This window comes from Quadrisphaera granulorum (assembly GCF_003149145.1).
Lineage (GTDB): Bacteria > Actinomycetota > Actinomycetes > Actinomycetales > Quadrisphaeraceae > Quadrisphaera > Quadrisphaera granulorum.
In genome coordinates, this window is the sequence record NZ_QGDQ01000034.1 from 1 (window position 1) to 23348 (window position 23348).

At 73.4% G+C, this 23348-nt stretch carries 23 protein-coding genes and 3 tRNA genes; 13 read left to right on the forward strand and 13 right to left on the reverse strand.

Features of this window, described 5'->3' with window-relative positions:
- Positions 1-245: 245 nt before the first annotated feature.
- The 4 genes from BXY45_RS19595 (at position 246) to purM (ending at position 3807) form a co-directional block, all read left to right on the forward strand.
- Entirely contained in the window at positions 246-635 is a 390-nt protein-coding gene (locus tag BXY45_RS19595) for a sterol carrier family protein (protein WP_109776220.1), read from the forward strand.
- A complete protein-coding gene (locus BXY45_RS19600) occupies positions 632-955 on the forward strand; it encodes a hypothetical protein (RefSeq protein ID WP_211319764.1) in 324 nt (107 codons plus the stop codon). The genes BXY45_RS19595 and BXY45_RS19600 overlap by 4 nt, the downstream gene beginning before the upstream one ends.
- A 26-nt stretch (positions 956-981) precedes the next feature.
- Entirely contained in the window at positions 982-2535 is a 1554-nt protein-coding gene (purF, locus tag BXY45_RS19605) for an amidophosphoribosyltransferase (protein WP_109776221.1), read from the forward strand.
- A gap of 156 nt (positions 2536-2691) precedes the next feature.
- Positions 2692-3807 (forward strand): phosphoribosylformylglycinamidine cyclo-ligase, encoded by a 1116-nt coding sequence (gene purM, locus BXY45_RS19610; RefSeq protein ID WP_109776222.1) that lies wholly within the window; start codon positions 2692-2694, stop codon positions 3805-3807.
- Between the two features lie 75 nt (positions 3808-3882).
- Here the strand turns inward: purM and BXY45_RS19615 are convergent, their stop codons facing one another.
- Entirely contained in the window at positions 3883-4089 is a 207-nt protein-coding gene (locus BXY45_RS19615) for a DUF3073 domain-containing protein (protein WP_109776223.1), read from the reverse strand.
- A 342-nt stretch (positions 4090-4431) separates the two neighbouring features.
- Between BXY45_RS19615 and BXY45_RS19620 the strand changes: the two genes are divergently transcribed.
- Positions 4432-4740, forward strand: coding sequence for a BldC family transcriptional regulator (locus tag BXY45_RS19620; RefSeq protein WP_109776224.1), 309 nt, complete (start codon positions 4432-4434; stop codon positions 4738-4740).
- A gap of 50 nt (positions 4741-4790) precedes the next feature.
- Here the strand turns inward: BXY45_RS19620 and BXY45_RS19625 are convergent, their stop codons facing one another.
- The 5 genes from BXY45_RS19625 to BXY45_RS19645 form a co-directional block, all read right to left on the reverse strand.
- Complete coding sequence (locus BXY45_RS19625) at positions 4791-7181, reverse strand: excinuclease ABC subunit UvrA (RefSeq protein WP_245961935.1); 2391 nt, start codon at positions 7179-7181, stop codon at positions 4791-4793.
- Between the two features lie 107 nt (positions 7182-7288).
- Positions 7289-7364: transfer RNA gene (locus BXY45_RS19630), tRNA-Phe, on the reverse strand.
- A 36-nt stretch (positions 7365-7400) separates the two neighbouring features.
- Positions 7401-7477, reverse strand: a tRNA-Asp gene (locus tag BXY45_RS19635).
- 36 nt (positions 7478-7513) lie between these two features.
- Positions 7514-7586, reverse strand: a tRNA-Glu gene (locus tag BXY45_RS19640).
- Positions 7587-7707: 121 nt separating this feature from the next.
- The gene (locus BXY45_RS19645; protein WP_342799585.1) at positions 7708-8331 is read right to left on the reverse strand and encodes a TetR/AcrR family transcriptional regulator; all 624 of its coding nucleotides are present in this window, start codon (positions 8329-8331) and stop codon (positions 7708-7710) included.
- A gap of 115 nt (positions 8332-8446) precedes the next feature.
- On the opposite strand from BXY45_RS19645, the gene BXY45_RS19650 reads away from it, so the two are divergent.
- The 3 genes from BXY45_RS19650 to BXY45_RS19660 all read left to right on the forward strand — a co-directional run bounded on the left by BXY45_RS19650 (position 8447) and on the right by BXY45_RS19660 (position 12096).
- Positions 8447-10777, forward strand: coding sequence for a glycoside hydrolase family 3 C-terminal domain-containing protein (locus BXY45_RS19650; RefSeq protein ID WP_109776226.1), 2331 nt, complete (start codon positions 8447-8449; stop codon positions 10775-10777).
- Positions 10778-10912: 135 nt separating this feature from the next.
- The gene (locus BXY45_RS19655; protein ID WP_109776227.1) at positions 10913-11518 is read left to right on the forward strand and encodes a hypothetical protein; all 606 of its coding nucleotides are present in this window, start codon (positions 10913-10915) and stop codon (positions 11516-11518) included.
- A gap of 233 nt (positions 11519-11751) precedes the next feature.
- Positions 11752-12096 carry a metallopeptidase family protein gene (locus BXY45_RS19660; protein WP_109776257.1) on the forward strand — a complete coding sequence of 115 codons (345 nt, stop codon included), beginning with the start codon at positions 11752-11754 and terminating at the stop codon, positions 12094-12096.
- Between the two features lie 38 nt (positions 12097-12134).
- On the opposite strand, the gene BXY45_RS19665 is transcribed toward BXY45_RS19660, so the two are convergent.
- Both BXY45_RS19665 and BXY45_RS19670 read right to left on the reverse strand, forming a co-directional pair.
- Positions 12135-13214: a DNA topoisomerase IB gene (locus BXY45_RS19665; RefSeq protein ID WP_211319765.1), complete on the reverse strand. Its 1080-nt coding sequence runs from the start codon at positions 13212-13214 to the stop codon at positions 12135-12137.
- 7 nt (positions 13215-13221) lie between these two features.
- Positions 13222-13569 carry a DUF3140 domain-containing protein gene (locus BXY45_RS19670; protein ID WP_245961938.1) on the reverse strand — a complete coding sequence of 116 codons (348 nt, stop codon included), beginning with the start codon at positions 13567-13569 and terminating at the stop codon, positions 13222-13224.
- A gap of 90 nt (positions 13570-13659) precedes the next feature.
- Here BXY45_RS19670 and BXY45_RS19675 point away from each other — a divergent pair, with 90 nt between their 5' ends.
- Positions 13660-14115 (forward strand): hypothetical protein, encoded by a 456-nt coding sequence (locus BXY45_RS19675; protein WP_109776229.1) that lies wholly within the window; start codon positions 13660-13662, stop codon positions 14113-14115.
- Positions 14116-14187: 72 nt separating this feature from the next.
- Here BXY45_RS19675 and BXY45_RS19680 read toward each other — a convergent pair whose 3' ends face one another.
- Positions 14188-14748 (reverse strand): hypothetical protein, encoded by a 561-nt coding sequence (locus tag BXY45_RS19680; RefSeq protein WP_109776230.1) that lies wholly within the window; start codon positions 14746-14748, stop codon positions 14188-14190.
- Between the two features lie 186 nt (positions 14749-14934).
- On the opposite strand from BXY45_RS19680, the gene BXY45_RS23550 reads away from it, so the two are divergent.
- Both BXY45_RS23550 and BXY45_RS19690 read left to right on the forward strand, forming a co-directional pair.
- Positions 14935-15330, forward strand: coding sequence for a DUF6941 family protein (locus BXY45_RS23550; RefSeq protein ID WP_170131627.1), 396 nt, complete (start codon positions 14935-14937; stop codon positions 15328-15330).
- A gap of 133 nt (positions 15331-15463) precedes the next feature.
- Positions 15464-16780 carry a site-specific integrase gene (locus BXY45_RS19690; protein ID WP_146211289.1) on the forward strand — a complete coding sequence of 439 codons (1317 nt, stop codon included), beginning with the start codon at positions 15464-15466 and terminating at the stop codon, positions 16778-16780.
- Here the strand turns inward: BXY45_RS19690 and BXY45_RS19695 are convergent.
- Positions 16699-18954 (reverse strand): heavy metal translocating P-type ATPase, encoded by a 2256-nt coding sequence (locus tag BXY45_RS19695; protein ID WP_109776259.1) that lies wholly within the window; start codon positions 18952-18954, stop codon positions 16699-16701. The two genes, BXY45_RS19690 and BXY45_RS19695, sit on opposite strands and share 82 nt — an antisense overlap.
- Positions 18955-19018: 64 nt before the next feature.
- Positions 19019-19303 (reverse strand): DUF1490 family protein, encoded by a 285-nt coding sequence (locus tag BXY45_RS19700; protein ID WP_170131628.1) that lies wholly within the window; start codon positions 19301-19303, stop codon positions 19019-19021.
- Between the two features lie 181 nt (positions 19304-19484).
- Here BXY45_RS19700 and BXY45_RS19705 point away from each other — a divergent pair, with 181 nt between their 5' ends.
- The gene (locus BXY45_RS19705) at positions 19485-20603 is read left to right on the forward strand and encodes a glycosyltransferase family 4 protein (protein WP_109776234.1); all 1119 of its coding nucleotides are present in this window, start codon (positions 19485-19487) and stop codon (positions 20601-20603) included.
- A 24-nt stretch (positions 20604-20627) separates the two neighbouring features.
- On the opposite strand, the gene BXY45_RS19710 is transcribed toward BXY45_RS19705, so the two are convergent.
- The gene (locus tag BXY45_RS19710) at positions 20628-20933 is read right to left on the reverse strand and encodes an STAS domain-containing protein (protein WP_170131629.1); all 306 of its coding nucleotides are present in this window, start codon (positions 20931-20933) and stop codon (positions 20628-20630) included.
- A 95-nt stretch (positions 20934-21028) separates the two neighbouring features.
- On the opposite strand from BXY45_RS19710, the gene BXY45_RS19715 reads away from it, so the two are divergent.
- Positions 21029-22048, forward strand: a complete 1020-nt coding sequence (locus BXY45_RS19715; protein WP_109776235.1) for a cell wall-binding repeat-containing protein — start codon at positions 21029-21031, stop codon at positions 22046-22048.
- Positions 22049-22082: 34 nt separating this feature from the next.
- Here BXY45_RS19715 and BXY45_RS19720 read toward each other — a convergent pair whose 3' ends face one another.
- Complete coding sequence (locus tag BXY45_RS19720) at positions 22083-23240, reverse strand: aminotransferase class I/II-fold pyridoxal phosphate-dependent enzyme (RefSeq protein ID WP_109776261.1); 1158 nt, start codon at positions 23238-23240, stop codon at positions 22083-22085.
- Positions 23241-23348: the final 108 nt, after the last annotated feature.

Here is a 23348-nt window from a genome sequence, read left to right on the forward strand (position 1 = left end):
GCGCGCCGTGACCGGTTGGAGCGGGAGTTCGGGTGGCGGGTGTTGCCGGCGCGCAAGGGGGCGGTGCTGGGGCGGTCGTTGGAGCTGGAGCTGGCGTTGGGGGAGCTGCTGGGGATGGCTCCGAAGACCCGGGTCCGTGCGTGGTGAGGGTGGCGGACGCCCATGATCACGGCGGGAGGGTGGCGGACGCCCATGATCACGGAGGGGGTGGGGGGTGGTGTTGGCAGCGGTGAGACAGTAGGGACGTGCCTGCCCGCCGACGCACCGATCCCGAGGCCGGCCGCGAGGCGCTCGCCCGCTGGAAGGCCGACCCCGCCTCCTCGGGCAGGACGACGACGGCGACAGCCGTCCGCGCCACCCTCGAGGAGCTCGCCGAGCGCGCGCCCGGCCACAGCGTTGAGGTCCGGGTAGCTCCGCACGGCGTGGTGCAGTGCGTCGAGGGGCCGCGGCACACCCGAGGGACCCCACCGAACGTCGTCGAGACCGACGCCGCCACCTGGCTCTCCCTCGCCATCGGTGACCTCAGCTGGGACGACGCCGTGAGCGCCGGCCGGGTCCGCGCGAGCGGCTCGCGCGCCGACCTGTCGGCCCTGCTGCCCATCGTCCCGGCGTCCAGCCTGTCCTCCACCCTGTGAGCGAGCCCGTGAGTGAGCCGTCGAGCCAGCACCCGGACGGACCCGAGGCGCCACCGCCCCCGCGGGCCCTGCGTCGAGTGCGGGTGACCCGCAGCCCCCGCTACGGCGTCTTCCTTCTGGGGGGCGCTGTGCTGGGGGCGCTCGTCGCCGTCGTCCTGACGTTCAGCCAGCCCGAGAGCGAGTACGGCTACAGCGCGACGCTCGGCTACCTCGTCGTGGCGCTGGGTGCTTTCGGTGCGCTGGTGGGGGGGCTGGCGGCCGTCGTCGCCGGTGCCGTCCTCGACCGTCAGGACCGCCGGAGGTCGCAGCGGCGCGACTAGCGCCCCCGCTGTGGGAGCATGGAGACGTGGCTCGCCCCGACGGTCGACTCAGCCACGACGTCCTCCCCGGCGAGAAGGGACCGCAGGACGCCTGCGGCGTCTTCGGTGTCTGGGCACCGGGAGAAGACGTCGCGCGGCTCACCTACTTCGGTCTCTACGCACTGCAGCACCGCGGGCAGGAGAGTGCCGGCATCGCCACGAGCAGTGGCGAGCAGATCCTCGTCTACAAGGACATGGGGCTGGTGTCCCAGGTCTTCGACGAGGCGTCCCTGGAGGCTCTCAAGGGCTCGGTGGCCATCGGTCACACGCGGTACTCGACCACCGGCGCCAGCCGCTGGGAGAACGCCCAGCCGACCCTCGGGGCCACCGCCGCTGGCACCGTGGCGCTAGCGCACAACGGCAACCTCACCAACACTTCCCAGCTGCGCCGCCTCGTGGCGGAGCGCGCCGAGTCGCGCGGTGAGCCCGAGGCCGGTGAGGTCGCCCGCGGCAACACCACCGACACCGCCCTGGTGACGGCGCTGCTGGCGGGAGACCCCGACCGGACCCTCGAGGCCACGGCCCTGGAGGTGCTGCCCCTGCTGCGCGGCGCGTTCTCCCTGGTCTTCATGGACGAGACCACGCTGTACGCCGCCCGTGACCCGCACGGCGTGCGCCCGATGGTCCTTGGCCGCCTCGAGCGCGGCTGGGTGGTGGCCAGCGAGACCGCGGCCCTCGACATCGTGGGCGCCTCCTTCGTCCGCGAGGTGGAGCCCGGCGAGCTCGTGGCCATCGACGCCGACGGGCTGCGCTTCTCCCGCTTCGCCGCGGCCACGCCCCGCGGCTGCGTCTTCGAGTACGTCTACCTGGCCCGCCCCGACACCTCGATCGCCGGACGAGGCGTGCACGAGGCCCGCGTCGAGATGGGACGGCGCCTGGCCGCCGAGCACCCCGTCGAGGCCGACCTCGTCATCCCCACCCCGGAGTCGGGAACCCCTGCGGCCATCGGCTACGCGCAGGCCTCGGGCATTCCCTACGGCCAGGGCCTGGTGAAGAACGCCTACGTGGGGCGCACCTTCATCCAGCCCAACCAGACCATCCGCCAGCTGGGCATCCGCCTCAAGCTCAACCCGCTGCGCGACGTCATCGCCGGCAAGCGCCTCGTTGTCATCGACGATTCGATCGTCCGCGGCAACACCCAGCGCGCCCTCGTGCGGATGCTGCGCGAGGCGGGCGCCGCCGAGGTGCACGTGCGGATCTCCTCCCCGCCGGTGCAGTGGCCCTGCTTCTACGGCATCGACTTCGCCACTCGCGCCGAGCTCATCGCCTCCGGCCTGGGAGTCGAGGAGGTGCGCCACAGCCTCGGGGCCGACAGCCTCGGCCACATCTCCCTCGAGGGCATGGTCGCGGCCAGCGGCCAGCCGCAGGAGCGGCTCTGCACCGCCTGCTTCACCGGTAGCTACCCCGCCGGGGTCCCGGACGAGGGGCGGCCGCTGCTGCGCACCGCTGACGGCGCCGGCAAGGGCCAGGGCGAGTTGCCGCTGGGCGTCAAGATCGACCGCGGCGACCTCGGACGTGTGGAGCCTGCCGCTCAGCAGTGAGTTGCCCCGCAGAGACCTACCTGCAGCGACCTACCTGCAGTGACCTACCCAGCCCCGAGCGCCGCCTGCGCTCGCCGTGCCGTCAGTGCCAGCCACCGCCAGCCACGACCGGCACGAGAGTTGTCGAGCCACGAGAGTCACGGAGCCACCTACGCCATGAGCACGTCCTCCGCACCTGCCGCCTCTGCCTACGCCGCCGCCGGCGTCGACGTGGAAGCCGGCGACCGCGCCGTCGTCCTCATGAAGGAGGCAGTCGCCCGTACCCACGGCGCGCAGGTGGTCGGCGGGGCGGGCGGTTTCGCCGGTCTCTTCGACGCCAGCGCACTGCTCGGCTACAAGCGGCCGCTGCTGGCCACGAGCACCGACGGCGTGGGCACCAAGGTGGCGGTGGCGCAGGCGCTGGACGTGCACCACACCGTCGGCCAGGACCTCGTGGCGATGGTCGTGGACGACCTCGTGGTCTGTGGCGCGCGCCCGCTGTTCATGACCGACTACATCGCGTGCGGACGGGTCGTGCCCGAGCGCATCGCTGCGGTGGTCGGCGGCATCGCCCGGGCCTGCGAGGAGGTGGGCGCGGCGCTGGTGGGCGGAGAGACCGCCGAGCACCCCGGTCTCCTGGGCCCTGACGAGTACGACGTCGCGGGGGCGGCCACCGGAGTGGTCGAGGCCGACGCGCTGCTCGGGCCTGATCGGGTCCGCGCCGGCGACGTCGTCGTGGCGATGGCCAGCTCCGGCCTGCACTCCAACGGCTACTCCCTGGTGCGCCGCCTCCTCGCCGACGCCGGCTGGGGCTACGAGCGGCACGTCGCGGAACTCGGCCGCACGGTCGGTGAGGAATTGCTCGAGCCGACGGCGCTCTACACGCGTCCCTGCCTGGCGCTCGCAGACGCGCTTGGGGAGCGTCTCCACGCCTTCTCCCACGTCACGGGCGGGGGACTCGCCTCGAACCTGGCGCGCGTGCTGCCGGCGCATCTCGACGCCGACGTCGACAGGTCGACGTGGACCCCGCTGCCCGTGTTCAGCGTGCTGCGGACCCTCGGAGGGGTGAGCCGCGAGGACGCCGAGGCCACCTGGAACCAGGGCGTGGGCATGGTGGCCGTGCTCGACGCCGGTGCCGCGGACGACGCACTGGCCTCGCTGAGGAACAGCGGGGTGCAGGCGTGGGTGGCTGGAGCCGTCAGGAACGGCGGTGACAACGAGACCGCCACCGTCCGCGGCTCGAAAGGCGTGGACGGTGGCGGTGTTCGACTCGTGGGTGACCACCCCGAGTGACCGAGGTGGTCGCGGTGCCGCAGCGCGCTGGGAAACCGTGCAACAGGACCCGGCGTGCGGGTCCGAAGCGCGGGCTCAGCGCGTGCGGGGTGCCCAGTCGTCGTACGGGTCGTACTCCTCGCCGTCGTCCTTGTCGGACGGCGGCTCGGGCTCGGCGGCCCATCGTGGGGACCCACCGCCTCCGAGCTCTCGCTGCAGAGCGTTGAGGTCGGTATCCGGGCTGAAATACTTCAGCTCCCGGGCGACCTTCGTCTGCTTGGCCTTCTGACGGCCGCGCCCCATGGCGTCGACCCCCTCATGTCGTGCCGGGGCAGGCCCATGGGGCGGCCCCGGAGCTACCGGCTCTCGATGTGGCCACGATACAGGTTCGGCGCCCGCAGGCTGCATCCAACGGGCCCGAGCGGCGTGGGGGACGCCCAGACGGGGCATCGGGACCCTGCCCGGCGGCCTCCCGTCGTGCTCAGGCGGCGCCCGAACTACCCGAGCGTGGTCCCGCGGTAGCCCTCCGTCACCCCGCGATGGCCCTAACGGGCTATGGCGGTACGGGTCGGACATGTCGGACGATCCTCGTATGCCGTCCGCGGTGCACCCTCTGCAGCGGTGCCGGCCGGCCAAGGAGACGCCATGACGACGATCCAGACCTCTTCCCCAGAGGGTCTCGCCACCGACGCCGCCACGACCCCCGCCGCACCCGCCGCTGCCCCCGTGGCCGGCGGGCAGGCGCTGCTCACGCCCTCGGAAGTCGCGGCTCTGTTCCGCGTCGACCCCAAGACCGTGACCCGCTGGGCCAAGGCTGGCAAGCTCACGTCCATCCGCACCCTGGGCGGCCACCGGCGCTACCGCTCGGCAGAGGTCATGGCCCTGCTGGAGCAGGTCGCCCCCACTGAGGCGGCCCTGCCGGCCCCGCGAGCCTCGGGCGACGACGCCTCCTGAGGCTCGGCGACGCCTCGGTCCTCGCCAGCTGCTGGTGAGCGAAGAACGGGTCAAGCCCCTACGTAGTCAGCCAGGTGCTGCCCGGTCACGGTGGACCGGGCAGCCACCAGCGCTGCCGGAGTGCCCTCGAACACCACGCGGCCGCCCTCGTACCCGGCGCCCGGGCCGAGGTCGATGATCCAGTCGGCGTGGGCCATGACGGCCTGGTGGTGCTCGATGACGATCACCGACCGGCCGGAGTCGACGAGTCTGTCGAGCAGGCCGAGCAGCTGGGCGACGTCGGCCAAGTGCAGGCCGGTGGTCGGCTCGTCGAGCACGTAGGTGCTGCCCTTCTCACCCATGTGCACCGCCAGCTTGAGCCGCTGACGCTCTCCGCCCGACAGTGTGGTCAGCGGCTGCCCCAGCGTCAGGTAGCCCAGGCCCACGTCGACAAGCCGCTCGAGGACCGCTGCGGCGGCCGGCACCCGTGAGGGGCCGGCGGAGAAGAACGCCAGCGCATCGGCGACCGGCATCGAGAGCACCTCGGAGATGTCGCGCCCGCCGTCCTCCCGCGCGCCACCGAGGGTCAGCTCGAGCACGGACGCCTGGAACCGGCGGCCCTCGCACTCCTCGCACAGGGTGGACACGGTGCCGGAGGTCGGCAGGTCGGTGAAGATCACACCGGCGCCGCTGCAGGCCGGGCAGGCGCCCTCGGAGTTGGGGCTGAACAACGCCGGCTTGACGCCGTTGGCCTTGGCGAACGCCTTGCGGACCGGCTCGAGCAGCCCCGTGTACGTGGCGGGGTTGGAACGCCGTGACCCGCGGATGGCGCCCTGGTCGACGGTGACCACATCCTCGCGCGGCGAGACGGCCCCGTGGACGAGGGAACTCTTGCCCGACCCCGCGACGCCTGTGACGACGCACAGCACGCCGAGGGGGATGTCGACGTCGACGTCGCGCAGGTTGTGAGTGCTGGCGCCGCGCACTGCGATCGCGCCTGTCGCCGTCCTCGTCGTCTCCTTGAGGTGGGCGCGGTCGTCGAGGTGGCGCCCGGTGAGGGTGTCGCTGGCCCGCAGCTGCTCGACGGTGCCCTCGAAGACCACGTGCCCGCCCGCACTGCCGGCGCGGGGTCCGAGGTCGACGACGTGGTCGGCCACGGCAATGACCTCCGGCTTGTGCTCGACGACGAGCACGGTGTTGCCCTTGTCGCGCAGCTGGAGGAGTAGCTCGTTCATGCGGCCGATGTCGTGCGGGTGGAGGCCCACCGTGGGCTCGTCGAAGACGTAGGTAACGTCCGTGAGTGCCGAGCCCAGGTGCCGGATGAGCTTCACGCGCTGTGCCTCGCCGCCCGACAGCGTGCCGGAGGACCTGTCGAGGCTCAGATAGCCCAGCCCGATGCGTGTGAACGCGTCCAGGGTGGTCTGCAGGCCCTCCAGGAGCGGCGCCACGGTTCTCGACGACGCGTCGGCAGCGAGCTCGCGCACCCACGTGGCCACGTCGCTGACCTGCAGGGCGCAGACGTCGGCGATGGACAGACCCGCGACCTTCGAGGAGCGGGCGAGCTCGTTGAGGCGGGTGCCGCCGCAGTCAGGGCAGGTGGTGAAGGTGACGGCGCGGTCGACGAAGGCCCGCACGTGCGGCTGCATGCCCTCGACGTCCTTGGACAGGAACGACTTCTGGATCGAGGGGATGAGCCCCGTGAAGGTGAGGTTGATGCCCTCGACCTTCACCTTCACCGGGCCGGAGTGCAGCAGCGCGTCGAGCTGCTCGGGCGTGAAGTCGCGGATGGGCACGTCGGTGGGGAAGAGCCCGACGCCGCGGAAGATGCGGCCGTACCAGCCGTCCATCGTGTAGCCGGGGATGGTCAGCGCGCCCTCGTCGATGCTCTTGTCGCTGTCGAAGAGGGCGTCCAGGTCGAACCCGCTGACCGTGCCGCGGCCCTCGCAGCGCACGCACATGCCGCCCTGCACGTGGAAGCTCTTGCGCTCGACGACCTTCCCGTCGGCCTTCTCCACCGTGACGGCGCCCTTGCCGCTCGCTGTGGCCGTGTTGAAGGAGAACGCCTGCGGGGAGCCGATGTGCGGCGTTCCCAGGCGGCTGAAGAGGATCCGCAGCAGCGCGTTGACGTCCGTGGCTGTGCCCAACGTGGAGCGCGGGTTGGCGCCCATGCGCTCCTGGTCGACGATGATCGCCGTCGTCAGGCCCTCGAGGACGTCGACGTCGGGCCGCGGCTGGCTCGGCATGAACCCCTGGACGAACGTCGGGAAGGTCTCGTTGATGAGCCGCTGGCTCTCCGCGGCGATGGTCGCGAAGACCAGCGAGCTCTTGCCCGAGCCGGACACGCCCGTGAAGACGGTGAGCCGTCGCTTGGGCAGCTCGACGCTGACGTCACGCAGGTTGTTCTCCCGGGCGCCGACGACGCGGATGAGGTCGTGGCTGTCCGCTCGCGGCGTCGCGCTCATGGCGCTCATCCTGCCGCCGAGCTCCGACAGCAGGGCAGCGTCAGGGCGCGGTGTGGGACGGAGAAGGCCCTGACCGGCGGTGTGCGCCAATCAGGGCCTCGACGTGCTGGTGGCCAGGAGCGGGGTCGAACCGCTGACCTTCCGATTTTCAGTCGGACGCTCTACCAACTGAGCTACCTGGCCGGGCGAGTGCTTCTTCGGCACTCGCTCGGGTCGTGCTGGCGACCCCGACGGGACTTGAACCCGCGACCTCCGCCGTGACAGGGCGGCGCGCTAACCAACTGCGCTACGGGGCCAACGAGGTTCGCACCTCGGTGACACTGGTCTTGCTGTACCCCCAACGGGATTCGAACCCGTGCTGCCGCCGTGAAAGGGCGGTGTCCTAGGCCACTAGACGATGAGGGCTTGGCCCTCGCGCCGAGCGTCCTAGGTCTCACGTGGACGTTGACCGTCGAGGACGTGGATGAGCATAGCGGGTGTGCGGCGTGGGTACGGCACGTGGGTGAGTGTGCCGCCTCTCGGGCTGTCAGAGGGGGTGGGTGAGCAGGGTGTTCAGGTGGGCGCGCAGGGCGGCGGGCATGTCCGTGGGAGCCGGGCTGTCGCGGTCGAGCAGCCACTGCACCTGCAGGCCGTCCATGACGGCGACGACGATCGGTGCGTGCACCGACGGGTCGACGCCGGCCCGCAGGTCGCCGTCCTCGGCGGCCTCCCGCAGCGACCTCTCGAGGTTTGCTCGCGTCGTGACGTAGCGGTCGGTGAAGTACTGGTGGGCCGGGTGGTCCGGCGCGGTCGACTCCGCCGAGAGCACGCAGTACAGCTCTACCTCGCCGGGCTCGGCGACATTGGCGGCCACGATCTCCACCAGGGCTCGCAGCGCCTCGGTGCCCCGGGCGCGGATCACGCCGAAGCGTTCCTCGGAGACGGCGTCGCGCCGCTGGAGCACCGCTTCGAGCAGTGCCTCCTTGGTGGGGAAGTGGTGCAGCAGGCCCGGGTGCGAGATGCCGCAGCGTGCAGCGATCTCGCGCAGCGACGCTGAGCGGTAGCCGACCTCGCCGAAGAGGGCCCGCGCGGTGTCGAGGATCTCCTCGCGCCGCAGGCGGCCCTTGGCGTAGCCGCGGAGCGGCTCCCCGCTGGTCGCCGGGCGGGTCACCTGGCCGGTCGCCTGGCCGGTGGAGGGCGTGCTGCTCACGCTGGCCATGGTGACAGGCGATCTCCCCGATTCCAGATACTTACCAAATGGTCGGCATCGCCGTACGCTGGGTCACATGACCACCACCGATGCTGGATCACTCTCTGCCCGCGCAGCCGCAGCACCGCTGGAGCCCGACGTCGTCCTCGCCTCCCTCACCCTGGAGGAGAAGGCCTCGCTGCTCGACGGTGCGGACTTCTGGCACACCCAGCCCCTGCCCGAGCACGGCGTGCCCGCCGTCATGGTCACCGACGGCCCCCACGGGCTGCGCAAGCAGCCGGCCGACGGAGACCATCTCGGCATCGGCGGCTCCGTGCCCGCTACCTGCTTCCCGCCAGCCGCCGGGCTGGCCTCCTCCTGGGACGTCGACCTGCTGCAGCGCGTCGGCGAGGCCCTCGGCGAGGAGTGCCGCGCCGAGGGCGTCGCCGTCCTGCTAGGCCCCGGGGTGAACATGAAGCGCACGCCGCTGTGCGGCCGCAACTTCGAGTACTTCTCCGAAGACCCGGTGCTCGCGGGGGACCTCGCCGCGGCCCTCGTGCGGGGCGTGCAGAGCCAGGGCGTCGGCACGTCGCTGAAGCACTTCGCCGCCAACAACCAGGAGACGCACCGCATGAGCATCTCCGCCGAGGTCGACGAGCGGACTCTGCGCGAGGTCTACCTCACCGCCTTCGAGCGCGTGGTCCGCGACGCCCAGCCGTGGACGGTGATGTGCTCCTACAACCGCATTAACGGCGTGTACGCCAGCCAGGACCCGTGGCTGCTCACGCAGGTGCTGCGGCAGGAGTGGGGCTTCGAGGGGCTCGTGGTCTCCGACTGGGGCGCCGTCGACGACAGGCCGCTCGGCGTGGCCGCCGGCCTCGACCTGGAGATGCCGTCGTCCTCGGGGGCGTCTACGGCCAAGGTGCTCGCCGCCGTGCGCGACGGCCGGCTGTCCGAGGACGACGTCGACAGGGCCGCCCGTCGCGTGCTGCGCCTCGTCGCGCAGGCCCAGCCCGGTCTGGCCGAGCCCCGCCCGTACGACGCCGCCGCCCATCACGCCCTCGCCCGCGAGGCCGCGCAGCGCAGCGCCGTGCTGCTGAAGAACGAGCCGGTGAGCTCCCACGGCGGCGATCCGCTGCTACCGCTGGACCCCGCCGCGTGGCCCGACGGCGGGACCGTCGCCGTCGTCGGCGAGATGGCGCGCACCCCGCGATACCAGGGCGCCGGCAGCTCGCAGGTGGTCCCGACGCAGCTCGACAACGCGCTCACCGCCCTGCGCGAGGGCCTGGCCGGCACCGAGGTGCGCTTCGCCCCCGGCTACGCGTTGGAGGAGGACGACGACGGCGAGCTCGCCGCGGAGGCGGTCGTCGCTGCGCGTGACGCCGACGTCGTCCTGCTCTTCCTCGGGCTGCCGGGCTCGTACGAGTCGGAGGGCTTCGACAGGACCCACCTGGACCTCCCCGCGTCGCAGCTGGCGCTGCTGGACGCCGTGCTCGAGGTGAACGAGAGCGTCGTCGTCGTCCTGTCCAACGGCTCCGCGGTGCGGCTGCACCCGTGGACCGACCGCGTGCCCGCGGTGCTGGAGGGGTGGCTGCTGGGGCAGGCCGGCGGTTCGGCGACCGCCGACCTGCTGCTGGGCCGCGTCAGCCCGAGCGGGCGCCTCGCGGAGACACTGCCCCTGCGGCTGGAGGACACCCCGGCGTACACGAGCTTCCCCGGGGAGGGCGGCGTGGTCCGGTACGGCGAAGGCGTCTTCATCGGCTACCGCTGGTACGACACCCGCCGCGCGCCGGTGGCCTTCCCGTTCGGGCACGGGCTGACGTACACGACCTTCCTCTACGAGGAGCTGGACGTCGAGGTGACCGGCTCGGGCGCTGGTGCAGGCGTGCGGGTGGCGGTGCGCGTCACCAACACGGGGCGCGTCGCGGCCGCTGAGGTGGTGCAGGTCTACGTGGCGGACCCCGAGGCGTTGGTGGCGCGTCCGGACTTCGAGCTCAAGGCCTTCACGCGCGTCGAGCTGGAGCCGGGGCAGTCTCGGACGGTGCGGTTCGAGCTGGACGCTCGGGCGCTGTCGTACTGGAGCCCCACCGCCCGGCGCTGGGTGGTCGAGGGGGGTGCCTTCGAGGTGCGCGTGGGCGCCTCCTCTCGCGAGGACCGACTGAGCCAGACCGTGCAAGTGACGGGCGAGGACCTCACCCCGCCGGTGGCGGTCGACGCCGAGATCAGCACCTGGCTGGAGCACCCCGTGGCAGGTCCGGCGCTGCGGTCGGTGCTGTCACGGTCCGGAGGTGGGTTCGCGGGGATGGTCGACGACCCGGCGCACGGCGCGATGTTCCGCGCGATCCCGCTGGTGCGGATGGCGCGCTTCCCCGGCTTCCCCGCCACCGAGGCGGAGCTGGCCGAGATCGCCGCCCGCGCCAACGCCTGACCCTCACTCCGTCCGTGATCATGGGCGTCCGCCACCTGCGGGGGTGGCGGACGCCCATGATCACGGCGGTGAAAGGGGTTCCAGGACGCTCGTTGTGGACCAAGGTGGGGTCCGTGGCTGGCGCAGGGAGCGACGATGCGCGGCGCCGACCCCGCGGCGGACCTCCCGCCTGCCGACCCGGCCCGGGTCGCCGACCTGCTGGAGGACGCCGTGAGCACCACTCGCCTCACCTCTGACCTCGCTCCCGGTGCCTCTGGTGGTGCTGGTGAGGAGACCGCTGCGCGCCGCCGTCGTCGTCCGTGGGTGGTGGCGGTGGGCGTCGCGGCGGCTGCCGCCGCGGTGGTCGCCGTCGCCGTGCCGGTGGTGAGGTCGCTGTCGCCCGAGCCGGTGACCACCACCCTGACCGCCGAGCCCTTCGACCCGGCCATCGCCTCGTGCCCAGGTGTCGCAAGGAGCCTCGGGTACGTGGACACGGCGTTCGAGGGGCGCGTAGCGTCAGTCGATGGAGATCGGGTGACCCTCGACGTCGAGAAGGTCTACAGCGGGGCGCCGGGAGACTGGGTGGTCGTCGACGCGCCGAGCCAGGACGAGACGTCTGTCGCGCTTGTCGGAGGGTTCCCATTCACAGCGGGCCAGGAGGTCCTTGTTGCGGCCAGCGGCGGCGTGGTGGCGACCTGTGGCGCCTCGGGCCCGGCGAACTCTGCGCTAGCCACCGAGTACGTGCGCGCCTTCGGAGGCTGAGGGAACGCTGCGGCGTCCCGTCCGGCATGCAGAAGTCGCTCCGGAGGCAGCTCAGGGCCTGACACCCGGACTTCTGCATGCCCGGCGGGACGGCAGTGCCCCCGCGCGGTGACGTCGGACGTGCAGAAGTACCCGTGAAGCGCCCAGCGGTGGCGCGCGGCGAACTTCTGCACGTCCGACGTCACGGGGTCCGCGCCGGGGCGGCGTGCGAGGGTGGGCGAGTGCCCGTGGAGATGAGCGAGGAGGAGTTCGAGGACGCCGTCGCTGACGGTCTCGACGCCCTGCCGGAGGAACTCACGCGGATGATGAGCAACGTCGTCGTCCTCGTCGAGGACGAACCGCCCGAGGGCGAAGAGGAGATCCTCGGCCTGTACGAGGGCATCCCGCTGACCGAGCGTGACTCCGGCTGGGACGCCGGCGCACTACCGGACCGGATCCTCGTCTTCCGCGGCCCCACGCTGCGCGCGTGCGAGACACGCGAGGAGGTGGTCGAGGAGGTCGCCGTAACGGTGGTGCACGAGGTCGGCCACCACTTCGGCATCAGCGACGAGCGCCTCCACGAGCTCGGCTGGGCCTGACGCCGCCTCTGCGGGTGGGGCGGGTGAGGCGGGCTGGATCAGCCGCGCTTCGCACGGCGTGCGGCCTGGCCGGGGTTCCGCAGCAGGTCGAGCACGGCCTGCTCGACGGCTCCGTGCGTGCCGGGCTCGCCGAACGCCGCGCCCGCACCCAGCTCGGTGAGTGCGGGCTCGATGGTCGTGCCGTCCTCGAAGAGGTCCACCACGCGCGGGTCGACATAGGAGGCACGTGCCACCGCCGGCGTGTTGCCGAGGTACTCCGACACCTCGCGCATGGCCCGCGCCACCGCGCGCTGTCGCGCGGTGGGCGACTCCGCGGCGTGCGTCGAGACGGCCAGCGCCACGGCCGCGAGCACGGTGGCGTGCCAGGTGCGGAAGTCCTTGGCGGAGACGTCCTCACCGCCGAACGCGGCCTTGACGTACTCGTTGATGTCGGAGCTGGTGACGTCGTGCCAGCCGGCGGAGTCCTTCCAGGCGAGCAGGTCGTCCCCACCGCCCCGGCGCCGCTTCATCACCCCGACGGCGTCGTGCACCGCGGCGTCCACCAGCCGCAGCGTGCGCCGCTTGCCGTGCTTGGCGGTGTAGTCGAACACCACCGCCCCGCCGGCCAGGCGCACGTGCTGCTTCTCGATGGTCGCGAGCCCGTACGACTGGCCGCTCTCCACGTACCCCTCACCGCCGATCCTGAAGAACCCGAGGTCCAGCAGCCGGAACGCGCACCCCAGCGCCCGCTCCCGTGGCATCCCTGACGCCGCCAGGTCCTCGGCCGCCCTCGCCCGGGCCGCCGGCAGCCGCTCGGCCACCTGCAGCACCCGCTCGAACTTGGCGCGGTCGCGCTGGAGCCGCCACTGGGGGTGGTAGAGGTACTGGCGCCGTCCGGCTTCGTCCGTGCCGACGGCCTGGATGTGTCCCTCAGCCTGCGGACAGATCCACACCTCTTTCCACGCGGGTGGGATGACCAGCGCCTTGCAGCGCTCACCCTCCGCTGACGACAAGCGCGCCCCCGTGGCATCGAGGTACGTGAAGCCCTTCCCCGAGCGACGCCGAGTCCACCCGGGGGCGTGCGGCGAGACGGTGAGGAGCTCCAGCTCCTCCACCTCGACGGCGACGGCGACGCTCACGCCGCGCTCAGCCCCTCAGGGGGTCGTGGCCCCAGTTCATCAGCGAGTACCGCCAGCGGCTGTGCTCGACGTCGTCGTCGGGCCCTCCCTGGGCCTGGTGTCGCTGCACGTAGCCGACCGCCTTGCGCATGTGCGCCACGTCGTCGTCGGTGAGGTCGTCCTTCTTCGTGCGCAACAGCTCGACGATGCGCCGCCCTGACGCGTGCCCCGTCGATTCGCCCGAGCCCCCGGACTTCTGGCCGACCTCGTGGGACTCGTCCGTGCCGAGCCAGTCCTCCAGCTCCTTGGGGGTCATCGTGACGGCATTCCGCCAGTCGTCCCAGACCTCGTCGAGGCCTTCCGCGCGCTGTGCCACGTGCCGATGGTCCGTCGGGCGAGACGCGAGCGCACCCCGGACGGGCCTGGATGCGCGCCACCGCCCGCGCGGCACGGGCATGCTGTTCCGGTGCTCGTCACCAACCACGTCCTGGCCGGAGCGGTCCTCGGAGCGGGTCCGCTCGCAGAGCGGCCCGTGCAGGCGTTCGCCACCGGGGTGGTGTCGCACTTCGTGCTGGACCAGGTGCCGCACTGGGGTGATCAGCGCCGCGGAGTCTTCCTCGTGACCGCCGTGTGCGACGGCCTGGCGGGTCTTGCCGCCATCGCCCTCGTGGCACGCGCGAGCCGGCGGCAGCGGCCCGCCGTCCTGCTCTCGGCGTTGGCGGGGATGGCCGGGGGAGCCTTCCCCGATCTCGACAAGCCCAGCGATCTCTTCTTCGGCCGGTCGCCGTTCCCGGCGCGTATCGACGCGTTCCACGCCCGCATCCAGCGCGAGAGCACACGGCGGATGCCGCAGGAGGTGCTGGTCGCTGCGGGTCTGAGCGCGGTGGTCGCGCTGCTCCTGCGGGGTGCCCGCAAGAGCTGAAGGCGCCTCGCCGGGCGGGTTCGCCCGGCGATCCGTCGTCCTCCCGTCAGGAGGACAGGAGGACGACGACGGTCAGCGGCCCTGTGCGACCTCGGCCGCCGCGGCGGCGCGCTCGGGGCTGCCCGGCTGGGTCGACTCCAGCAGGCGCTGCAGGTGCGCCAGCGAGCGCGAGGCCTGCGACCGCAACGATCCACCGCCGACGAGGGGCAGCGAGGCGGCGGCGTGCTCGGCGGCGCTGCGTGCCGAGCCCGTCTCCGGGGAGATGCGCAGCGTCACCTCGGTGTGGTTGGCGCCCGGCAAGCTGTGCACCTCGGCCTCGAAGTGGCCGCTGCCGGGCACGTTCCACTCGATGCGGTCGAGTACCGGACCCTCCAGGCCGCCGGTCAGACCGGGGAGGCCGCCGTGGTCGTGCAGGTGCTGAGCGACCTCGCCGGCGGGCCGGGCGATGGCGACGGTCTGGACCACCGACCATTCCGGCCCGGGCTCTCCGACCCGCCCGACGGGCGTGGTCGGACGCTCTGCGCTGGTGCTGGTCGCAGGGGTCCGCCGGGTGCGCAGCAGGAGCCACGCGGCGACGCCGCCGAGGCCGGCGAGCAGCACGAGGGGGGCAGAGGTGCGCCGATCGGTGTCCACGTGTCAGATGATGGCGCGACGCGTTCTGCCTGGCCACTGCGCGTGATCGAGTTGGTCCTGTCGGCCCGCGCCCAGATGGACCGCGCCCGGTCGGCCCGCGCTCGGTCAGTCGGCGCCCAGACGGACCAGGCGGACCAGCAGACGGCTGCCCAGACCTCACACGCCCCATCCGGGCAGGATGGAGCCGTGGCCGAGCTCGACTACGCCCTCCTGGCCGACTACGCGCGCGTCGACGCCGACGGCACGCTCACGGCGGTCGGTGCGCACCGCACCGTCATCGCCGTGTCGCAGCTGCCCGCGCAGCAGGTGCTCGCCGCGGCCGGGCGGTTGTGGATGGGGCGCCGGGAGCCGGCGGCGCACCTGTCGCTGTCGGCCCGGACGCCGGAGGGCGACGTCGGCACGATCTCCGCCTGGCAGGTCCGCCCTGGGCTGGAACAGGGCGAAGTGCCGGGGCGGGTGTCGGCATGCTTCGCGGTGGCCGTCGTCGCGCCGCTGAGCTCGACGGGCCCCCACGCGCTGGTGCTGTCGGTCAATGGCGAGGTGGTGGCCGAGCTGCCGTTCGGCGTCGTCGTCGAGATCTGAGCCGACATCAAACCTGGCACCCGACCTGACGCCCCAGCCAACACCCCCGGCCGAGGTCTGAGAGCCCCGCACCCAGAACCCCTCTCCGGGAAAAGCCCTCCGGAGCCGACCGCCGCGGTCTAGCGTCACCGACGTGGGACGACCCGCCCTGGCGACAGGGGCCGCAGGCCTGGTGAGCACGCACGTCGAGACTCTCGACCCCGTCTCCGGGCGGTGGGTGCGCGCCGCCACCGCACAGGGCATGGGACGTAGCCGGTGGGTGGCCAGGTGTCGCCTCAAGGGCGCCGACGGCGAGTACCGCCCGGTCCGGGCGACCGGCCAGACACGGCGTGAGGCCGAGGCGGCCCTGGCCGACAACCTCGCGCGCCGTGCCCGCGCCGAGGCTGCCGCGGCGGCCGCCGCGGACGACCGCGTGACCACCGTCGCCGACACCGCCGCCACCTGGCTCGACGTGCTGGAGGCCACCGGGGCGCGCCCGGGCACCCGCGACCTGTACCGCCGCTCGGTGGTGGCACACCTCGTGCCGCGCCTGGGCATGGTCAAGGTGCGGCACCTGTCCGCGCCGATCGCCGAGCGATGGCTGGCGGAGGTCGCCGACAGGTCCGGACCCGCCGCAGCACGCACCGCGCGGAACTGCCTGCGCGGTGTGATCGACGTGGCCCTGGCCAAGGGCGTGCTCGACGAGGACCCGCTGCGGAGCGTCGAGCTGCCGGTCACCGCCGCGCCGGCTGCGGCCCCCGTGCTCACGGTCGCGCAGGCGGCGCACCTCCTCGTCGTGGCGTCAGCGGACGCCGACGCCGTCCGTCACGGCCTCGCCGACCTCGTCGCGGTGCTGCTGGGCTCCGGCGCACGGCTGGGGGAGGCGCTGGCGCTGCGCTGGGCCGACGTCGACGTTACGCCCGGAGCTGCGGCGCTGCGCGTCGCGGCCCGCTTGGAGCGTGCCACCGGCCGCTCGACCGACGTCCGCCGCACCGCTGACGAGCGGATCGTGCCGATCACTGATTCGCTCGCGGCGCTGCTGCAGGCCCGCCGTCGGCGACCCTCGGCCGACGTCGGCGACCAGGCCCTGGTCTTCCCGACGTCGCGGGGCACCGCCGCTGACCCGGCGGCCACCACCCGCCGCCTGCGGGCGCTGTTCGACGCCGCTGGCCTGCCGGGTGTCACCTCGCACGCGTTGCGCGCCACGCGCGCCCAGCGGCTGCTGGACGCCGGGGTCGACGCCGCGGAGGTCGCCCGGCTCCTGGGTACCTCGCGGCTGCGCGCCGGTTCGGTCATGACCACCGGCGCCGTGCCCGCTGTCGCTCCCGCCGCGCTCATCCCGCGTCAGCGGCACACCGACGGGGCGCAGGTCCCGTCGGCCCAACGGGGTCAGGACGCCGCGGACGGCGCCGCCGACACCTCGGGTGCGTCGACCGGAGTGTTCGCGGACGCCGGCGCTTCCAGCCGGTAGCGCACGAGCCGGGCCGAGTTGACCGCCACGAACACCGACGACGCGTTGTGCGCGACCGCCGCGAGCACGGGTGACAGCGCCCCTGCGGCGCCCAGCGCCAGCCCGACGCCGTTGACGGCGATCGACGCGCCGTAGTTCTGGCGGATCAGCCGGAGCGTGCGGTCGCCCAGGTCGCGCAGATGCAGCAGGCGGCGCAGGTCGTCACCGACGAGCGCGACGTCGGCGGTCTCCACCGCCACGTCGGTGCCCGACAGGCCCATGGCGATGCCAAGGTCGGCCAGGGCCAGGGCGGGTGCGTCGTTGGTGCCGTCACCGACGACGGCGACGACGTGCCCTTCCGCCTGGAGCTCGCGGACGACGTCCTGCTTCTCGTCCGGCATGACCTGCGACCGGAACTCGGTGATGCCGAGCTCGGAGGCGACCGCGGCGGCCGTGGCGGGGTGGTCTCCGGTGAGCATGACGATGCGGCGCACCCCGGAGGCACGCAGCGTGTCGAGCACCTCGCGGGCCTCGGGACGCACCTGGTCACGCAGGCTCACGAGGCCGGTCAGGACGCCGTCGACGGCGAGTATCAGCGGTGTCTCGGCCTGGGCCTGCAGCCTGTCCACCCACTCGCGGGCGCGTTCGTCGACGTCGACGCCCTCGCGGTCCATGAGGCCGGGGCTCCCGACGAGCAGCACGCGGCCGTTGGCCATGACCCGCATGCCGAGCCCGAGGATCGCCTCGCACTCCTCGTGGGTAGGGATGACGAGGTGCCGCTCCTCGGTCGAGCGGATGACGGCCTGCGCCAGCGGGTGCTTGGAGTGCACCTCGGAGTTGGCGGCCTCGGTGAGTACCTGCTCCGGCGTCCAGTCCTCGCGGAAGGACAGCACGTTGGTGACCACCGGCCGGCCCTGCGTCAGCGTGCCGGTCTTGTCGAAGACGAACGCGTCGACGCGACCGGCGGCCTCCAGGTGGGAGCCGCCCTTCATGAGGATGCCGCGGCGGGCGCCGTTGCCGATGGCGGCGCTGATGGCCGTCGGGGTGGCGAGCCCGACGGCGCAGGGGCAGGCGATGAGCAGCATCGTCATGGCGCGGCGCACGTCGCGGGTGACCACGAGCACGCCCAGGGCGAGAGCGAACGAGGCCGGCACGAAGCGGCGACTGAACGCGTCACCGACGGTCTGCACGGGCGCCCTGTCGGCCTGGGCGTGCTCGACGCGAGCGACGATGCGACCCACAGCGGTGTCCGAGCCGGTGGCGGTGGCTCGCACCACGAGGCGCCCGCGAAGCACCACGCTGCCGGCGAGCACCGGGTCTCCCACGGTGCGCTGCACCGGCAGGTTCTCTCCCGTGAGGGCGGCCTGGTCGACCACGGCCTCGCCCTCGACCACCTCGCCGTCCACGGCGAGGGTCGACTGGTCGTGCGCGACGACGAGGTCACCGACGCGCAGCTCCTCCAGGGGCACTTTCACCTCGACGGTGCTGCGGACCGTCTTCGGGCCCCGCGCCGTGCTGACGGTCTCGGTGATCTCGCGCTGCACCCAGGCTTCGGTCTGGGCGCCGGTGAGCAGGTCGGCGATGGCGCGGCGGGTGCGGCGCAGCGTGAGGTCCTGCAGGTACTCGCCGATGTTGAGCAGCCACAGCACGGTCAGGGCGACGACGTTCTCGCGCAGCAGCAGGCTGGCGATGGTGGCCGCGGTGACCAGGACGTCGGTGCCGAGCCCCTTGCCGGAGGTGATGGAGCGCAGCGCCCCCTTGAGGAAGGGATAGCCGGAGAAGATCGTGACGGCGGTGGCGACCGTCCGCGACGTCGGTCCGAGCAGCGGCGGGCGGCCGAAGGCGTAGCGCCGCAGACCGAGCAGCGCCAGCACGACACCGCCCACGACGATCCTCGCCACCTCCCCGTTGCCGACGTCGGCCGAGCGCGGCGTGCGGGAGGCCACGGCCGCGGCGTCCACGGAGGCCGCCGTGGCGACCGCGGCGCGCAGCTGCTCGAGAGTGAGCCGGTCACGGTCACCGTGGACGACGACGGCGCCCGTCACCGGGTAGGCGCGCACGAGGTGCACGCCGTCGAGGGCGTCGAGCGCGTCTTCGACGGCCACTGCGCGGGCCGGGTGGCCGCGCAGCCAGTCAGCCTGCAGCCGCACCCGTCCACCGGCGTCCGCGACGACGGTGACGGCGGTATCGACCACAGGCTCGACCCCAGACTTGGCCGCGGGCACCGCAGCAGCGTGCTGGCCGTCGGTCACCGGGGGCTCAGTGGTCGTGGTCGTGGCTGTGCTCGGCCGAGGGGGTGCGCGGCACCGGGGCCGGCTCGCCCAGCTCGGCGTGGGCCTGGGCGACGACGTCACCCGTGGCCAGGCGCAGCTTCTCCACGCCCACCTCGGCTGCGCGGGACGCGCGGATGCCGAGCTTCGCCGTGGAGACGGCCGTGCGCCGGAGCGCGCCGGTGCCGCGACCGTCGGAAACGGCCTTGACGATGCCCGCGGAGGCGGCGGCGGTCAGCAGGAGCCGACCCAGGGGAGCGACAACGGGGACCACGGCAGCCTCCAGGGGTGGAACGGGAACGGCGATGATGATAACGACTCTCGCGATGCCAGGGCGTCCGCCGTGACGCCCCTCAGGATCCTCGCCCGATGGTCCGCCCGATCGTCACGTTCGCGACGACTGCCGGTCACCTGGCGATGGTCTGGCGGAGGGAGACGGCGACCACGCTGGCTCCGTGAGGGTAGCGATCATCACAGACTCGTTCCTCCCTGCGATGAACGGCGTGGTCCGCTCCGTGCTCAGGGTGCTGGAGCACCTGGAGCGCGAGGGCCACTCGGCTCTCGTCATCTGCGCCAACCCCGGCGCACCACGGACCGTGCACGGCGCGATGGTCGTCGAGGTCCCCTCGGTCGGACTCCCGGGCTACACCGAGGTGCGCGTGCCGCTCCCGTCGGCCACCCGCCTGCGGGCCGTGCTGGCCGCTTTCGCGCCCGACGTCGTCCATCTCGCCTCACCGTTCGGACTGGGCGGCACTGCCGCGCGCGCCGCGAACGGCCTCGGGTTGCCCGTCGTCGCCGTCTATCAGACCGACATCGCCGGGTTCGCGAGCCGCTACCCGCTCACGGCCAGGATCGGCACCGCCCAGGAGGCCGCGTGGTGGCGCGTGGAGGCGATCCACCGCCGCGCAGAACTGACGCTCGCGCCCACGGCCACCGTCGCCGAGCAGTTGCGCGCCCGCGGCATCCCCCGCACCCGCGTGTGGGCGCGGGGTGTGGACGACGTCTTCGACCCCGCTCGCCGCGACCCCGCGCTGCGGGCCCGCCTCGCCCCGCACGGCGAAGTGCTCGTCGGCTACGTGGGGCGCCTCGCGCCCGAGAAGCGCCTGGAAGACCTCGCCGTCCTCACGGGAGTCCCGGCCACGCGGCTCGTGGTGGTCGGGGACGGACCCTCCCGCGGCCGCCTGCAGACCCTGCTGCCCGACGCCGCCTTCCTTGGCCAGCTCTCCGGGGAGCGGCTGGCCGCGGCGGTGGCGAGCCTGGACGTCTTCGTCCACACCGGCGAGCACGAGACGTTCTGCCAGGCCGCGCAGGAGGCGCTGGCCAGCGGCGTGCCCGTCGTCGCGCCGGCCGCCGGCGGGCTGCGGGACCTCGTGGACCCCAGCCGCACCGGATGGCTCTACGCCCCCGGGGACCTCGCCGGATTGCGCGCCCACGTGGCCGACCTCGCCGGTGACGCCGCCAAGCGCCGCGCCCTGGGCGAGGCCGCCCGGGAGCGCACCCGCGGCCGTACGTGGAGCGTGCTGTGCGGCCAGCTCGTGGACTACTACCGCGACGCGGTGGCCGTCGCCGTCTGACGGACCGGTCTGCTCAGCGCCGGTTCAGAGGTCGAGCACGTGGTGGGCACCCATGACCACGAGCATCTGCCGGGCCGTGCCGTGCAGGCCCTCGAGGCGCAGCCGGTAGGGACGGACCTGCCGTGACAGGCCGATGAGGAAGCCCAGACCGGCCGAGTCGACGAACTCGACGTCGTGCAGGTCGACCACCCGCACCTCGCTCAGCTGTTCCGGCGCGAGGCGCTGCCCGGCGACCGCGTAGACGTCGATGTCTCCGCGCAGCACAAGTCGGCTGGGGTCTTCGGCGTCGAGAGCCATCCCCGCTGCTCGGGGGGTCTCGTCATCGGGCACACCGACATGCTGGCCCACCGAGGGGCGCCGCGCACAGTCACCCCACCCCGCGCGCCGCGCCTCGTGCGGCAGACAACCTGTGTCACGGTGGTCGCATGGCTGCTCTGACGGTGCGTGGGACCCCGCCCGGGGTCGTGGTTCGCGCATCGGCGTGTGCGCTGGCGGTGGCCTCGCTGGCCCTGGTTGCGGTAACGACGACGGCGCCCGCGGCGTCGGCAGCCCCTGCCAGCACGTCGCGCTGGTGGGGCGCCGACAGGTACGCCACCGCGGCCGCCGTCTCGAAGGAGTCCTTCCCGCAGGGCGCGCGCGACGTCGTCGTCGTGAGCGGTGCCCGGTTCCCCGATGCTCTGGCCGCGGCCCCGCTGGCCGCTCAGCTGGGCGGCCCCGTCCTCACCGTGCAGCCCGGTGACCTGCCGGAGGCGACCCGCGCCGAGCTGCAGCGCCTCTCGCCCGCCGTGATCCACGTGGTCGGTGGCACCTCTGCCGTCAGCGAGGACCTGTTCCGCCAGCTGCAGCCGCTGGCCTCCCAGCGGGTCGAGCGGATCCAGGGCGACGACCGGTACGGCACCGCCGCCCGAGTGGCCACCACGTCCTTCGCCGATGCGAGCGAGGTGGTGCTCGCCTCCGGCGAGGACTTCCCCGATGCCCTCGCCGGGGGTGCTGCGGGCGCTGCGCTCGGATCGCCGCTGCTGCTGTCGGGCCGCGATGCGCTGCCGGCGGCCACGCGCAGCGCGCTGACGGCGCTGGCGCCGTCCCGGGTGACTCTCGTGGGAGGAACATCCGTGGTCACCCCCACCGTCGTGGCGCAGGTGAAGCAGGCGCTTCCGAGCACCGCCGTCGTGAGGCTGGCCGGGGACGACCGCTACGCCACCGCCGCCGTCGTGGCCCGCGACACGTGGGAGTCCGTGCCCTCACCCCTGCTCGCGAGCGGTGAAGCCTTCCCCGATGCCCTCGCCGGTGCCGCGCTCGGCGCGCCGCTGCTGCTGGCCCGCCGCGACTGCCTGCCCGCGGCCACCGTGACCGCCTACAAGGACCTGGGCGTCCGTGACGTCACCGCGGTGGGTGGCGAGGCGGCGCTCAGCGAGGCGGCGCTGGCCGCGACCCCCTGCCGCTGACCCGTTCTCCGGGTTTCTCAGCGTCGGTGAAGGCTCAGGACCGGCGCAGGGAGGCGACGAACCGCTCAAGCCGCGCCAGCCCCTCCTCGAGATCGGCGCGGGAGGCCGCGTACGAGAGCCGCACGTGGGTCTCGGCAGTGCCCGCCCCGAAGTCGCGCCCGGGGGTCAGCGCCACGTGCGCCTCCGCGAGCAACCGCTCGCAGAACTCCCACGCCCCCAGGTCCGTCGCGGAGACGTCGACGTAGACGTAGAAGGCGCCGTCCGGGGGGACGGGCACCTCCAGGCCCGCCCGCGCCAGCCCGTCGAGCACCAGCGCGCGCCGCGACCGCAGGTCCAGCCGGCGCGCCTCGACCAGCGCCAACGACTCCGGCGTGAACGCCGCCAGCGCCGCGTGCTGCGCGGGCGTCGAGGCGCAGATGAAGAAATTGGCAGCGAGCTGTTCGGCGACGTCGACGGCGTGCTCCGGCACCACGCACCACCCGAGCCGCCACCCCGTCATGCCCGTGTGCTTGGAGAAGCTGCCGATGACGACGGCGCCGTCGTCGAGGGCCAGCGCGCTGCGCGGTGGCTCGCCGTGCACGGAGTTGGCTACTGGGTCGGCTACTGGGTCGGCCAGGTCGAGGTAGATCTCGTCGACCACCCGCCACGCCCCGCGCTCGCGCGCCAGCCGGCAGATGGCCGCCAGCTCGGCCTCGGGCACGGTCGTGCCCGTGGGGTTGGAGGGGGTCGCGACGAGGACGGCGCGGGTCGCGGGCGTCCACGCGGCCGCCGCGGCCGCCGCCGACAGCTGGTAGCGGGTGGCCGGTGACGTCTGCACCTCCACCGCCCGCCCGCCGAGGGCGCGCACCAGCTGGCGGTTGCACGGGTAGGAGGGGTCGGCCATGAGGACGTCGTCGCCGGGGTCGACCACGAGGGCCATGACGAGCAGCAGCGCCGCCGAGGCCCCGGACGTCACCACCACGCGCCGGGGGTCGAGGTCGACGCCGTGGCGCTCGCGATACCGGCGTGCGATGGCCTCGCGGAGCGCGGGCAGGCCCAGGGCGGCCGTGTAGGGCAGCGGCCGGCCGTCCGTCACCTCGTGCAGGGCCGCGAGCACAGCGGGCGGGGCGCCGTCGTCGGGTTCGCCCAGGCTCAGGGCCACCACGTGGTGCCCCTCGGCGCGCAGGCGCGCGGCCCGCTCGGCGAACGCCATCGCGTGGAACGGCTCCACGGCGAGGGCGCGCTGCGAGGGCCGCGGTGCCGCCTCCCGGGGGTGGATGGGCGGGGTGTCCGGTGCTGCCACCCGGCAGACACTGCCATC